We start from the raw sequence: 12,303 nt of genomic DNA, 5'->3' as shown, positions 1-12,303 counted from the left end.
GTCTGATAATTGAACTCACAGCACAGGAACGACCATGAAACGCCGCACCCTGCTTTCCGGCCTGCTGGCCGCACCGGCATTGCCCCTGTTGACCGCCAACGCCCAGGCTGCCGACGCCTTCCATGAATCGACAGTACAAGCTCTGGATCTCAGCCCGGATTACTGGCGTGACAAGATCTCGGAAGCCGCCTGGAAAGTGCTCTTCGAGGAAGATACCGAGCGCCCACGCAGCAGCCCGCTGGACAAGCTGTACGACGACGGCACCTATGTGTGCGCCGCCTGCCAACTGCCGCTGTTCTTATCCGAGCACAAGTTTGACAGCGGTACCGGCTGGCCCAGCTTTACCCAGCCGATAGCTGGCCACATGGGCACCAAACAGGATTACGCGCTGATCTGGCCGCGCACCGAGTACCACTGCGGTCGCTGTGGCGGGCATCAGGGGCACGTATTCAATGATGGGCCACCGCCGCGCGGTGAGCGCTGGTGCAACAACGGCGTGGCCCTCAAGTTCATTGCCGCCGGCGAGCCACTGCCGGCCCTGCGAGGTGACGCATGATCCGCTCTATACTGCTTGGTCTGCTGTTGATTGCGCCGGCCAGCTTTGCCAATGAGGCGATTACCGAAGGGCCTGCCGGCACGGAAATGGCGGTGTTTGCCGGAGGCTGTTTCTGGTGCACCGAGTCAGATTTCGACAAGATGCCCGGCATCGTCGAGACCATTTCGGGCTACACCGGCGGCGAAGCCAGCACCGCTGATTACCAGCAAGTGTCTGCTGGTGGCACCGGCCATATCGAATCGGTGGCCGTGTTCTTCGACCCGAGCAAGACCAGCTACGCCAAACTGGTCGACGCCTTCTGGAAGACCATCGACCCGATCACACCCAATGCCCAGTTCTGTGATCATGGCAGTCAGTACAGCAGTGCGCTCTACTACGCCAACGACGAACAAAAGGCGTTACTGGATGCCTCGCGCGAGGCCCTGGCGCGTTCTGGCCGATTCGAGCAGCCGATCGCCACGCTGATTCTGCCGCGTCAGCCATTTTACCCGGCCGAGGAGTACCACCAGGACTACTACCAGAAAAATCCGCTGCGCTATAACTTCTACCGCACCACCTGCGGCCGTGATGCACGCCTGGAGGAACTCTGGGGCAACTGAAGCGCGGATGGAAATATACTGCTCGAGTCTGGATAATGACGGCCTTTGATCACTCAACCCAAGCGAATTGAACCATGCAGATTGCCGAGAAAACCGTTGTCCAGTTTCACTACGACCTGTCCGATGCCGATGGCCCGATCGAATCCTCTCGCGAGCATGAGCCGGTGCTGTATCTGCATGGTCAGACAGGTCTGATTGATGGTCTGGTGGAAGCCATGGAGGGTCGCAGCGCAGGCGAATCCTTCAGCGTCACCATCCCGCCTGAGAAGGCCTATGGCCAGCCGCGTGAAGACGCACTGCAGAAAGTGCAGGCCAAGTACCTGCAAGGCGCCAAAAAGTGGAAGCCGGGCATGATCGCCGTGCTGCAGACCGAGCAAGGCCCGCGTCAGGTTGTGGTGGTCAAGCCCGGGCTGTCCCAGATTCTGGTTGATACCAACCACCCGCTGGCCGGCCGCGAGCTGACCTTCAACGTCGAGATCCTTGACGTGCGCGCAGCTACCGAAGAAGAGCTGGCCCACGGCCACGCCCATGGCGTCGGTGGCCACAACCACTGATCGCCGGCGCGCCTATCTGCTGCTGTAGGGACGCGACATGTCGCGTCCGTCGCCCAGCGTCATGGTGAGTTTCCAACCAAGTGCGGCAGTCAAGCCGGAGGCAGCATGCTGCGTCCCTACGCAGGGTTGTGGTCAAGTGTTGTTGCGTACCACCGAGCTCAACGCCGTGCCCCGCGCAACGCCAATACCTGCTGATGCAGGCGCTCGGGCAATGCATCTTCGGGAGCAACAGGCTCGCCCGCAACCAGCCCAACCCTCGACCAGAAGCGGCGGAAGAAGCCCTTTTTCGGGTCACGGCTGAAGAAGCTGCCCCACAACCCCTGCAATGCCATTGGGATGACCGGTACCGGGTCGCCTTCCAGAATCCGCGTGATGCCGGCACGAAACGCATCCATCTCGCCATCGGCGGTCAGCTTGCCCTCCGGGAAGATACACACCACCTCCCCCGCCCGCAGGTACTCGGAAATACGCTTGAAGGCAGCCTCATACACTGCCTCATCTTCCTGACGGCCAGCAATCGGGACCGTACCGGCGGTGCGGAAAACAAAGTTGAGCACCGGCAGCTGGTAAATCTTGTAATACATGACAAAACGCACGGGGCGGCGCACTGCGCCGCCAATCAGCAATGCGTCCACAAACGACACGTGGTTGCAGACCAGCACACAGGCTCCCTCATCCGGAATCGCTTCCAGATTACGGTGCTCAACCCGGTACATGGAGTGGCCCAGCAGCCAGATGAGAAAGCGCATGCTGAACTCGGGCACCACCTTGAAGATGTAGCCGTTGACCAGCAGGTTAAGCAGCGAAATGGTCAGGAACAGGGTCGGGATCGACAGCTCCAGCACACTGAGCATGACGATCGCGAGAATCGCCGAGCACACCATCAGCAAGGCATTGAGGATGTTATTGGCGGCAATGACGCGCGCGCGCTCATCCTCATGGCTGCGTGATTGAATCAGTGCATACAGCGGCACGATGTAAAAGCCGCCAAACACGCCCAACCCGAGAATACTGCCCATCACACCCCAGGCGCCCGGCTGCTTGAGCAATTCTATCCAGTCATAGGGCGAAGCCCCGACGGCAATGCTGCCTGAAAGACTCCAGATCAGCAGGCCAAACACGCTCAACCCAAGGGAGCCGAAGGGTACCAGGCCAATCTCGACCTTGTGCCCGGACAACCGCTCGCACAGCACCGAGCCCAGCGCTATACCTACCGAAAAGACGGTCAGAATCAGCGTCACCACGCTTTCATCCCCGTGCAGGTAATCCTTGGCAAAACCGGGGATCTGGGTCAGATAGGTTGCGCCGAGGAACCAGAACCAGGAGTTGCCGAGAATCGAGCGCGACACCGACGGCACCTGCTCTTTCAGGCCCAATCGCAGAATCACCCAAGACTGACGGAAAATATTCCAGTCGATGGCCAGGTTCGGCAGGCCGGCGCTAGCCGCAGGAATTCGGCACGCCGCCAGATAGCCACCGATGGCGACCAGCACCACCGAGCCACCCACCAGCGCAGCCCAGCCGCCCGAGGCCATGAGAATACCTGCGCAGAGTGTGCCACCCAGAATCGCCAGAAAGGTGCCCATCTCGACCAGCGCGTTACCGCCGACCAGCTCGTCCTCTGCCAGCGCCTGCGGCAGGATCGAATACTTGACCGGGCCAAACAGCGCCGATTGCGTGCCCATCGCAAACAGCACCACCAGCAACAGCGGCAGGCTGCCAAGCCAGAGCCCGAGCGCTCCCAGCAACATGATACCGACCTCGCCGAGCTTGATGCGGCGGATCAGCATATCCTTGTCAAACTTCTCGCCAAACTGTCCACCCAGCGCCGAAAACAGGAAGAAAGGCAGAATAAACAGCAATGCGCTGAGGTTGATCAGCAGATCGCGGTCGGCGTTGAAACTGAGCTTGAACAGGATCGCCAGAATCAGCGCCTGTTTGAAGAGATTGTCATTAAAGGCGCCAAGCAGCTGGCTGAGGAAAAAAGGGAGAAACCGTTTGCTGCCCAGCAAACGAAACTGCGAGTGTTCCGACATGATCCTGCGCGTCCTTCAGGTCAGATGTGCGACTCGGGTGGCATACCGGCACCACCCGCTTCCTGTTCAGGACATCAGCATACCCAATGTCGGCACATCCGCGCGCGGAATGTGCCGACAAAATCGCCAACAGACCGCTCAGCGAGAGACAGCCGTCACGCTCAGCCGTGCCTCACGGCGCACAACCCAGCCGTGAATGCGCTCCTGCCGCGCGGCGGTGAGCGGGTAGCGCCAGGCGATGAAGAACGCCGTCATGTAGAGCAGAACCGGCCCGAGGATGTACAGCACGCGCAGCGATAACAACTGATGGGCACTGTGCTCAACAGCCTTGGCGTCAAAGCCCACCAGCGACAGCAGGCCTAGCGACAAGCCCAGGCCCAGCGCCATCGCCGCTTTCTGCGCCATGCCGCTGATGGCGAAGAACAGGCCGGTGCGATGCTCCCGGCTACGGGCGGTATCCAGGTCGACAATATCGGCCAGCATCGACAGCGGCAGGAACTGGAACGCGGCAAAGCAAAAGCCCTTGATCGCAAACAGCACGGCAAAGGGCAACAGCTGCCCAGCCCCAAGGAAAAACATGCCGAGGATACTGGTGCTGGAGATGGCCAGCGCGGCACAGAACGCACGATGCTTGCCGATGCGTTTGCCCACATGCAGCCAGAACGGAATGCCGACAATGCCGATGCCAAAGTACAGCAGATACATCAGACCGATCTGGCCCTGAATCTGAATGACGTGCTGCATGAAAAATACCGACAGCGCATTGCGGAACGCTTCGCCGGTAACCACAACCAGCAGCATCAGAATCATTCGCTTGAACGGGCCGTTGTTCTTCATGACCCGCAGGCCCTTCTTCCAATCGGTCCGCTGCGCCGATTGTGGGGGCGCTTCCTTGACCGCACCCACGACCCAGAACACGGTTAACGGCAGCAGAATCAGAAGCATCCAGGCCATGACGGCGAGAATCGGACCGTAGCCAATACCCAGTTCACCATCCTTGCCAAACAGCAGTACCGCCGTTTCCATCAGCCAGCCGTCAGTCTGGCCTGCCTGATAACGCGCGCCCAACGCCTGCACCAGCGCCGGTGCCAGCGCCGCCAGAAACAGCCCGATCAGCACAAACCCCTCACGGGAGGCCACCACCCGACTGCGCTGGTGATACTGATTGGACAGCTCCGCACCCCAGGCGCCATATGGCAGGGTCACCATGGTCCAGCCCAGGTACATCAACACCGTCCAGAGCAATAGATGACCAATTCCTGCACCGTCCGGGGGCATGAATATCATCACCGTTCCTACCAGCATCAACGGCACCCCCATCACCAGCCAGGGCTTGCGCCGGCCAAAGCGGGTACGCCAGCGATCACTCAGGGTACCGATCAGCGGATCGGTGACCACATCAGACAGGCGAGCGATGACCAGCACCAGCGCCATCAGCGCCATGTTCAGACCCACTTCCTGGGCGTAGAACGGGGGAAGGTAGACCACCAGGGGGTAGCCGATAATGGCCAGCGGCATGCCGATGGACCCGTGGAGCAGAATCGTTGAGCGTTTCAGAACGCCATTTGCATCGGTGTTCGACTGGGACATGCCACTCTCCAGAGAATCGTGCGAGCATCGCCCGCTTTCTTATATTTGTCTTCTCACCCACACCGACATGGGGAGTGCCGGTGTACGTTTGTATACTCTATATCGCAGAGTGTGTCTGTCGCACCCCTTGCCAGCACAGCGGCCCAACCCAACTTCATGCAATTTGTTTCAGCCGCTGCTATGCTGCCGCCGCGTCGTAAAGCGCAAAACCCAGAACACATGCGGCCTGCAGCAGCAAGAACCCCACTTCAGCCTCATCATCAGTCAAGCGTATATCGGCTATTCGCAGTGTTGATGGCGCAGCCAGCTTCTGCTGAAGAGCCAGATGCCGCCCCCTCCAAACATGAATCGGGAGCTGTCCGATGCCGACTCGCGCACCATCCATCCTCCAGGCAGTGGCCGCCGCTGCAATACTGCTGCTGGTGGTACATGGCCTCGGCCGATTTATCTTCACCCCCTTGCTCCCACTGCTTGTGGGAGACGGTCAGTTCACCACCAGCCAGGGGGCATCACTGGCTACCTGGAACTACATTGGCTACCTGATTGGTGCGCTGATCGCCATTCGCTGGCACCAGCCGGCGCAGATTGCCCGCACGGTGCCTGTGGCTTTGGCTTTGCACTGCCTTACCCTGCTTGGTCTGGCACTGACCGACCGAACAACCGGCATCTCTGTGCTGCGGCTCGGCAACGGCGTGAGCAACGGTTTGATTTTTGTCATGGTCCCCGCACTGGTCATGGAGTGGTTGGCGGCGCGCCAGCGCATCAACCTCAGCGGCCTGATATACCTTGGGGTCGGTGCAGGGCTGCTGGTTTCCGGCGTACTCGCCAACCCGCCCGGGTTCGCTCAGACCGCGGCAGCACGCTGGTGGCCTGCAGCCCTGCTCAGTCTTCCGCTGGCACTCTGGGGCGGCTGGATCATCGTGCGTCTGCGGGTTGGCGCCCAGCCAGCACCATCTGTTGCGCCAACGGCCAGCGGCCGCTCCCCGCTACTGGACAAGCAAACGCGGCCGCTGTTCTTCGCCTATGCCGGTGCCGGTCTGGGCTACATTTTGCCGATGACCTTTCTGCCGATGATCGCCAGCATTCAGCTTGGCGAGGCTCATCCAATGGTGCACCAGAGCTGGTTGATCGTCGCCTGCACGACCTTGCCCGCAGCCTGGCTGTGGAATCATCTGGGACAGCGCCTTGGTGACCAGCCAGCCCTGATGATCAATTACGCAACACAGCTTGCCAGCGTCGTTTTTGCCTTGCTGCTGCCGGGCGTATGGGGCATCGCACTTTGCTCACTGCTCATGGGCAGCAGCTTTCTCGGCGCAGTGCTGCTGACCCAGCGGCTGGGCCGCAGCCTGCAACCGCATCAGGGCCCCAGACTGTCAGCCGCCCTGATTGCGCTCTACAGTGTTACTCAGTTGATCGGCCCGTGGCTGGCCCACGAATGGCTGGGTCGCGGCGGCGCGCTGCCGGAAACCCTGTGGCTTGGTGCCGGCGCGCTGCTCTGGAGTCTGATCTGGACATCAAAGACCCCGCAAGCGGGTAAATAGCCGGGAACCGCCACGCCAGTTTGGCGCTCCAAAGCTCATGACAACAGACTTGAGGAAAGGTCTATGCACCCTAAGATAACGCCGATGCTGATTGCCGGCCTGCTCGCCGCGGTCATCGCAACTCCCACCCAGGCCAGACAGGAGGAGCGCGGCAACGACAACAATGGTCACTCTCCGCACCAGAGCCAGTTCCGCGATGATCGCGACCGAGATCGGGATCGACACCATGACCGTGATCATTATGAAGACCGGGACCGGGACCGTTACAGTCGGCCCTACGACCGTATTGAAGAAGACGTCATTCGTCGCATCTTCCGGGATAACCGCGATCTGGTGACACGCGGCAGCAGTCTGCCACCGGGCATTCGCAAGAACCTGGCACGCGGCAAACCCCTGCCTCCGGGCATAGCGAGGCAACTGGACCCGCGCTTGGCCGATAGACTGCCCCACTACGACGGCTATGAGTGGCGACAGATCGACCGCGATGTTGTTCTCGCCGATGTAACCACCGGCGTTATTGAATCGATCATCTACGACGTTCTCGACTGATCTGCCCTGCAGGCGGGCCTTGGGGCCCGCCATGCCGCTACCGCGCTGGCACAATCGCGCGACATCCAGCACGCTCAATCAGCCAGATAGATGGATGCTATTTCCTTTGACAATCATTCTCATTCGAATTAGCATGCACTTATTGTCAGCCATGGCTGTTCAGGAGTGATTGCATGTACGTATGTCTCTGCAAGGGTGTAACCGACAACCAGATCAAGGACGCTATCGCTGGCGGCGCCTGCTCGATGCGCGATCTGCGCAATGATCTTGATGTGGGCACGCAGTGCGGCAAATGCGCGCGCGACTGCAAATCGCTGCTGAACGAAAGCCTTACTGCCCAAGCCTGCGCAGGCATGGCCGCTGGTCAATTCGTCGCCGTCTGATGGCGACTCTCATTATCGCCTGATAATCATTTTTAACGCCTTTCTTTTCAAGCACTTAGATTTGACAACCTGCTAGCGCCGGCCCACACTGCAAGACTGAACAGTCCAGAGGGCAGCGCTATGAAAGGCGACAAAAAAGTCATCCAGCACCTGAACACCGTCCTCGGTTTCGAACTGATTGCTATCAACCAGTACTTTCTGCACGCCCGCATGCTGCAGGACTGGGGTCTGGAAAAGCTCGGTGACAAGGAATACCACGAGTCAATTCACGTCATGAAGCACGCGGATCGGCTGATCAAGCGCATCCTCTTCCTGGAAGGCCTGCCCAACCTGCAAGACCTTGGCAAGCTGAAGATCGGCGAAAACACCAGGGAAATCCTCGACTGCGATCTGAAACTGCAGATGCAGGCTCTGCCAGCGCTGAAGGAAGCGATTGCGCTCTGCGAGACCGCGGGCGACTACGGCAGCCGTGAAGTCTGCGAAGACATTCTCGAAGCAGAAGAAGAGCACGTCGACTGGCTGGAAACCCAACTGAGCCTGATTGAGGCTGTCGGCCTGGAAAATTATCAGCAGTCGCAGATCGGCTGAGTGAAGCCCTCCCCCTGCAGCACCGTCGAGAGGTGCTGCTTGCCTTGAATTGATCCCGGTCAAACTCTCACGCGCGCAATCGACTATGCTCGTATTTCCACCTCACTGCCTGGTCAAGGAGGAATTATGAGCACCATGCGCGCCGCCGTGTTCGTCGAACCCGGCAAGATCGAACTCCAGCAACGCCCCATTCCTGACATCGGGCCTACCGACGCCCTGCTCCGCGTCACCACCACGACGATCTGCGGCACCGATGTCCATATTCTAAAGGGTGAGTATCCGGTGCGACCGGGCCTGATTGTTGGTCACGAACCCGTAGGCATTATCGAAAAGCTGGGCAGCGCCGTCACCGTTTACGAGATCGGGCAGCGCGTCATTGCCGGCGCCATCACCCCCTGCGGCCAATGTCATCCGTGTCTTGACGGGCATTCCAGCCAATGTGGCGGGCAAGCCATGGGTGGCTGGCAACTGGGCAACAGTATCGACGGCTGCCAGGCCGAGTATGTGCGCATCCCCAATGCCCAGGCCAACCTCACACCCGTACCCGACGGACTGAGCGACGAACAGGTGCTGATGTGCCCGGACATCATGAGTACCGGCTTTGGCGGAGCGGAGAGTGGTCATATCCGCATTGGCGATACAGTGGCGATTTTTGCCCAGGGACCAATCGGCCTGTGCGCAACCGCTGGCGCAAAACTGATGGGCGCAACCCGCATCATCGTCGTTGATGGCGTGCCCGAGCGGCTCGCGGTCGCCCGCCAGCTCGGTGCCGACATCACCATAAACTTCCGGGAACAAGACCCGCTTCAGCGAATCCAGGAGATTACCGGTGGCGCGGGCGTAGACGTTGCCATTGAAGCACTGGGCACCCAGCAGACGTTCGAATCCTGTCTGCGCGCACTGAAACCCGGTGGTACCCTTTCCAGCCTGGGAGTCTACTCGGGGAAACTGTCCCTGCCGCTCGATGCATTTGCCGCCGGCCTGGGAGATCACAAGATCATTACCACGCTCTGCCCCGGAGGCAAGGAGCGCATGCGCCGCTTGATGGCGGTGGTCGCCTCCGGCCGAGTAGACCTGACACCCATGGTCACCCATCGTTTTGCACTGGATGACATCGTCGAGGCCTACGACCTGTTCAGCCACCAACGGGACGGCGTACTTAAAGTCGCAATAACGCCCTGAAACGACAAAGGCCGAAATAATCCGGCCTTTGTTGTCCAACCCCCGCCACTCAGAGCGTGGCCAAAATCGCCTCAAGTGCGGCACCCGGCTCATCGGCACGGGTAATCGGTCTCCCGATGACCAGATAGCTGCTGCCATTTTCCAGCGCCTGAGCGGGCGTCACAATGCGCTTCTGATCGTCAGCTGCACTATCAGCCGGGCGGATGCCCGGCGTTACCAGCAGGAAGTCCTCACCCAGTGCACCGCGCAGCGCGCGCGCCTCACGAGCTGAACAGACCACACCGTCAAGACCACAGTCCTGGGTCAGGCGTGCCAGACGCTGTACCTGGACCATCGGCTCAATATCGACTCCGACTTCCTGCAGGTCTTCCTGCTCCAGGCTGGTCAGAATGGTCACCGCTGTCAGCAATGGCCGCTGGCCACCGCGGCGCTCCAGAATATCGCGGCAGGCTTCCATCATCCTTCGACCGCCGCTGGCATGAACATTGACCATCCAAACCCCCAGCTCGGCGGCAGCGCGAACGGCGCTGGCGGTCGTGTTGGGGATATCATGAAACTTGAGGTCCAGAAAAACCTCAAACCCCTGATCCTGCAGCGACTCGACAACGGCCGGACCGGCACTGGTGAACAGCTCCTTGCCCACCTTCACGCGACATTTTCCCGGGTCCAGCGCCTTAGCCATCTCCAGGGCTGCATTCGCCTCAGGAAAATCAAGGGCAACGATAATAGGGCTGGTAGTCGGCATAACATATTTCCTGTTGGTAATAACATTTTTCGGCAGACATCAGGTCAGCTCATGACCTTTCAGCGGCTTGACCGTAGACCATTGCTGGCAGCCTGGACATTGCCAGTGCAACTTGATACCGGAAAAACCGCAGTGCTCACAGCGGTATTGCGGCCGAGCGCGCTGAAGCGTTTCCAGCAAACGTCGAGAGGCTGACACACCGGTCTCGGCCTCACCCTCATCCCCCAGTCTCAATAATCCCAGCACACCGCCCAGCGAGGGCTGTCGCTCAAGGTGTTGAAGCAGGAATCCCTCTGCCGCTTCCCGGCCCTCAGCTCGTCGCATGTGCTGCGCACGGGCCAGGAGTATTCTGATCGGCGGCGAGTCCGCCCGGTCGAGCGCCTGATCCAGATACTCGGTCAAATTCAGCGCGCCATTATCCGCACAGCGCTCCGCCAATGCCAGCACCTCCGGCACAAACTCGGGAGAATCCAGAGCAATTCGACGCAGCAACCCGGGTAGCGCCTTGAGATTACCCAAACGCTCCTCCAGCTCTGCCAGCAGGATAAGCGCCCGAACGCATCCGGCATCTACCTTTAAGGCAGCCTGCAACCAGCTGCGTGCTTGCTCGAATTCTCTGGAGGCGAGGGCCACAACCGCCATCTCGCAGTGATATTGCGCCAGTGTCACGGCAAAGCAGGGCTGCTCACGCAGCAATCTGCGCCCGATAGCAATAGCCTGCTGCCATTCATGCTGCTGCTCGTAGACCGTAACCAGATCACCCAACGCCTCGGCGCGCAGCGATGACTTGGAATCGGCCAACCCCTCAAGCAGGCGTTCAGCACGCTGGTGCATGCCAACGGCCAGATAGTCCCTTGCCAACTCAAGCTGGACACGGTCCGCCTGCAGATCGGTGAGATTGGGCCGCGCCAGCAGATTCTGATGCACCTTGATCGCCCGCTCCACATCACCACGCTGGCAAAACAGCTTGCCAATAGCGATATGTGTCTCGACAGTTTCCGGGTTGACCTCCAGGGCGCGAATAAAGGTCTCTATCGCCTCGTCCGGCTGCTCATTCAGGAGATAATTAAGGCCGATAAAGTACTGCCGATCGACAGCGCTCCCGTGAGGCTTGAGCATAAAGCCCACCTTGATTGCCTCCCTGCGGCCCAGAAACCAGCCTATGGCAAGGGCCAGCACAAACAGGCCCAGGAACATCAGTTCCTGCATGGGATCAGCCTTTGACAGCCTGAGTGCGCAGCTTGTCTATTTCCTTGCGGTAGCGATTGAGCTCATTGCTTTGCACCATCAGCTTCAAACGCAGACGCGTGGTGATCAGCCAGCCAACGAAGATGCCCAGCACACTGCCGAGAATGAACGAAAGTACAACATAGAGGGAAAGAGGAAGAGCAGGAGACTGCATTTCGAGAAACTGCAGCGAAATGCTTTGCTGATTTTCCAGCATGAAATCCATGGTTGCCAGTGCGACCAGCAGGAAAACCAGGATCAGCAACACGCGCTTTAACCACAGCATGTGAGACGACTCCGCATCCGTTGAGTGTTTGCGAAGTATAACCCAGGGTGTCGGCGGCGAGGTATGGGATCAGGCGTTTTCGAGCGACTCGTTAACCCGGTCACGTAACTCCTTGCCCGGCTTGAAGTGCGGAACGAACTTGCCGTCCAACTCGACAGAGTCCCCGGTTTTCGGATTACGACCGACCCGAGGCGCACGGTAATGCAGTGAGAAGCTGCCAAACCCGCGAATCTCGATACGTTCCCCGGTAGCCAGCGCCTGGGACATATGCTCCAGCATGGTTTTTATTGCCAACTCGACATCCTTCGCCGACAGCTGCCCCTGCTGCTCGACAATGCGCTCGATCAACTCCGACTTGGTCATGGTTTTCCCTTTCTTATCAAGCGAGTAGACTCGTTTTACAAGGTTGTACCATGCTTGACTAGGTTTGAACAGCCTGTTAAGCGAAGCGCTTGTGCGCTTCGCAG

The 12,303-nt window shown here is 59.5% G+C and carries 14 protein-coding genes; 8 read left to right on the top strand and 6 right to left on the bottom strand.

Annotation, left to right across the window (positions count from 1 at the left end):
• Nucleotides 1-34 precede the first annotated feature (34 nt).
• From msrB to B7O88_RS03485, 3 genes are all read left to right on the top strand, one after another.
• Nucleotides 35-556, top strand: coding sequence for a peptide-methionine (R)-S-oxide reductase MsrB (gene msrB, locus B7O88_RS03495; RefSeq protein ID WP_088273787.1), 522 nt, complete (start codon nt 35-37; stop codon nt 554-556).
• Nucleotides 553-1,155, top strand: a complete 603-nt coding sequence (msrA, locus tag B7O88_RS03490) for a peptide-methionine (S)-S-oxide reductase MsrA (RefSeq protein WP_088273786.1) — start codon at nt 553-555, stop codon at nt 1,153-1,155. The genes msrB and msrA overlap by 4 nt, the downstream gene beginning before the upstream one ends.
• A gap of 74 nt (nt 1,156-1,229) precedes the next feature.
• Nucleotides 1,230-1,709, top strand: a complete 480-nt coding sequence (locus tag B7O88_RS03485; protein WP_088273785.1) for an FKBP-type peptidyl-prolyl cis-trans isomerase — start codon at nt 1,230-1,232, stop codon at nt 1,707-1,709.
• Between the two features lie 158 nt (nt 1,710-1,867).
• Here the strand turns inward: B7O88_RS03485 and B7O88_RS03480 are convergent, their stop codons facing one another.
• The gene (locus B7O88_RS03480; protein ID WP_088273784.1) at nt 1,868-3,745 is read right to left on the bottom strand and encodes an MFS transporter; all 1,878 of its coding nucleotides are present in this window, start codon (nt 3,743-3,745) and stop codon (nt 1,868-1,870) included.
• 138 nt (nt 3,746-3,883) lie between these two features.
• Nucleotides 3,884-5,335 carry an MFS transporter gene (locus B7O88_RS03475; protein WP_088273783.1) on the bottom strand — a complete coding sequence of 484 codons (1,452 nt, stop codon included), beginning with the start codon at nt 5,333-5,335 and terminating at the stop codon, nt 3,884-3,886.
• A gap of 362 nt (nt 5,336-5,697) precedes the next feature.
• Here B7O88_RS03475 and B7O88_RS03465 point away from each other — a divergent pair, with 362 nt between their 5' ends.
• The 5 genes from B7O88_RS03465 (at nt 5,698) to B7O88_RS03445 (ending at nt 9,578) form a co-directional block, all read left to right on the top strand.
• The gene (locus tag B7O88_RS03465) at nt 5,698-6,876 is read left to right on the top strand and encodes a YbfB/YjiJ family MFS transporter (RefSeq protein WP_088273781.1); all 1,179 of its coding nucleotides are present in this window, start codon (nt 5,698-5,700) and stop codon (nt 6,874-6,876) included.
• 63 nt (nt 6,877-6,939) lie between these two features.
• Nucleotides 6,940-7,425 carry an anti-virulence regulator CigR family protein gene (locus B7O88_RS03460; RefSeq protein ID WP_235005710.1) on the top strand — a complete coding sequence of 162 codons (486 nt, stop codon included), beginning with the start codon at nt 6,940-6,942 and terminating at the stop codon, nt 7,423-7,425.
• Nucleotides 7,426-7,598: 173 nt separating this feature from the next.
• Nucleotides 7,599-7,808: a bacterioferritin-associated ferredoxin gene (locus tag B7O88_RS03455; protein WP_088273779.1), complete on the top strand. Its 210-nt coding sequence runs from the start codon at nt 7,599-7,601 to the stop codon at nt 7,806-7,808.
• 120 nt (nt 7,809-7,928) lie between these two features.
• On the top strand, nt 7,929-8,396 hold the full coding sequence (gene bfr / locus B7O88_RS03450) for a bacterioferritin (RefSeq protein ID WP_088273778.1): 468 nt from the start codon (nt 7,929-7,931) through the stop codon (nt 8,394-8,396).
• 126 nt (nt 8,397-8,522) lie between these two features.
• Nucleotides 8,523-9,578: an NAD(P)-dependent alcohol dehydrogenase gene (locus tag B7O88_RS03445; protein ID WP_088273777.1), complete on the top strand. Its 1,056-nt coding sequence runs from the start codon at nt 8,523-8,525 to the stop codon at nt 9,576-9,578.
• A gap of 49 nt (nt 9,579-9,627) precedes the next feature.
• Here B7O88_RS03445 and pyrF read toward each other — a convergent pair whose 3' ends face one another.
• The 4 genes from pyrF to ihfB form a co-directional block, all read right to left on the bottom strand.
• Nucleotides 9,628-10,323: an orotidine-5'-phosphate decarboxylase gene (pyrF, locus tag B7O88_RS03440; RefSeq protein ID WP_088273776.1), complete on the bottom strand. Its 696-nt coding sequence runs from the start codon at nt 10,321-10,323 to the stop codon at nt 9,628-9,630.
• A gap of 39 nt (nt 10,324-10,362) precedes the next feature.
• Entirely contained in the window at nt 10,363-11,532 is a 1,170-nt protein-coding gene (lapB, locus tag B7O88_RS03435) for a lipopolysaccharide assembly protein LapB (protein WP_088273775.1), read from the bottom strand.
• Nucleotides 11,533-11,536: 4 nt separating this feature from the next.
• The gene (locus B7O88_RS03430) at nt 11,537-11,836 is read right to left on the bottom strand and encodes a lipopolysaccharide assembly protein LapA domain-containing protein (protein WP_088273774.1); all 300 of its coding nucleotides are present in this window, start codon (nt 11,834-11,836) and stop codon (nt 11,537-11,539) included.
• A 69-nt stretch (nt 11,837-11,905) separates the two neighbouring features.
• Nucleotides 11,906-12,271: an integration host factor subunit beta gene (gene ihfB, locus B7O88_RS03425; RefSeq protein WP_266101788.1), complete on the bottom strand. Its 366-nt coding sequence runs from the start codon at nt 12,269-12,271 to the stop codon at nt 11,906-11,908.
• Nucleotides 12,272-12,303: the final 32 nt, after the last annotated feature.

This window comes from Halopseudomonas aestusnigri (genome assembly GCF_002197985.1).
Lineage (GTDB): Bacteria > Pseudomonadota > Gammaproteobacteria > Pseudomonadales > Pseudomonadaceae > Halopseudomonas > Halopseudomonas aestusnigri.
Note: the sequence above shows the minus strand (reverse complement) of the source record. Positions and strands in the feature narration are given on the sequence as shown.

What these genes read in the sequence shown, in the direction of transcription:
- msrB (WP_088273787.1), top strand. Translation starts at nt 35, where the DNA reads ATGAAACGCCGCACCCTGCTTTCCGGCCTGCTGGCCGCACCGGCATTG.
- msrA (WP_088273786.1), top strand. Translation starts at nt 553, where the DNA reads ATGATCCGCTCTATACTGCTTGGTCTGCTGTTGATTGCGCCGGCCAGC.
- B7O88_RS03485 (WP_088273785.1), top strand. Translation starts at nt 1,230, where the DNA reads ATGCAGATTGCCGAGAAAACCGTTGTCCAGTTTCACTACGACCTGTCC.
- B7O88_RS03480 (WP_088273784.1), bottom strand. Translation starts at nt 3,745, where the DNA reads ATGTCGGAACACTCGCAGTTTCGTTTGCTGGGCAGCAAACGGTTTCTC.
- B7O88_RS03475 (WP_088273783.1), bottom strand. Translation starts at nt 5,335, where the DNA reads ATGTCCCAGTCGAACACCGATGCAAATGGCGTTCTGAAACGCTCAACG.
- B7O88_RS03465 (WP_088273781.1), top strand. Translation starts at nt 5,698, where the DNA reads ATGCCGACTCGCGCACCATCCATCCTCCAGGCAGTGGCCGCCGCTGCA.
- B7O88_RS03460 (WP_235005710.1), top strand. Translation starts at nt 6,940, where the DNA reads ATGCACCCTAAGATAACGCCGATGCTGATTGCCGGCCTGCTCGCCGCG.
- B7O88_RS03455 (WP_088273779.1), top strand. Translation starts at nt 7,599, where the DNA reads ATGTACGTATGTCTCTGCAAGGGTGTAACCGACAACCAGATCAAGGAC.
- bfr (WP_088273778.1), top strand. Translation starts at nt 7,929, where the DNA reads ATGAAAGGCGACAAAAAAGTCATCCAGCACCTGAACACCGTCCTCGGT.
- B7O88_RS03445 (WP_088273777.1), top strand. Translation starts at nt 8,523, where the DNA reads ATGAGCACCATGCGCGCCGCCGTGTTCGTCGAACCCGGCAAGATCGAA.
- pyrF (WP_088273776.1), bottom strand. Translation starts at nt 10,323, where the DNA reads ATGCCGACTACCAGCCCTATTATCGTTGCCCTTGATTTTCCTGAGGCG.
- lapB (WP_088273775.1), bottom strand. Translation starts at nt 11,532, where the DNA reads ATGCAGGAACTGATGTTCCTGGGCCTGTTTGTGCTGGCCCTTGCCATA.
- B7O88_RS03430 (WP_088273774.1), bottom strand. Translation starts at nt 11,836, where the DNA reads ATGCTGTGGTTAAAGCGCGTGTTGCTGATCCTGGTTTTCCTGCTGGTC.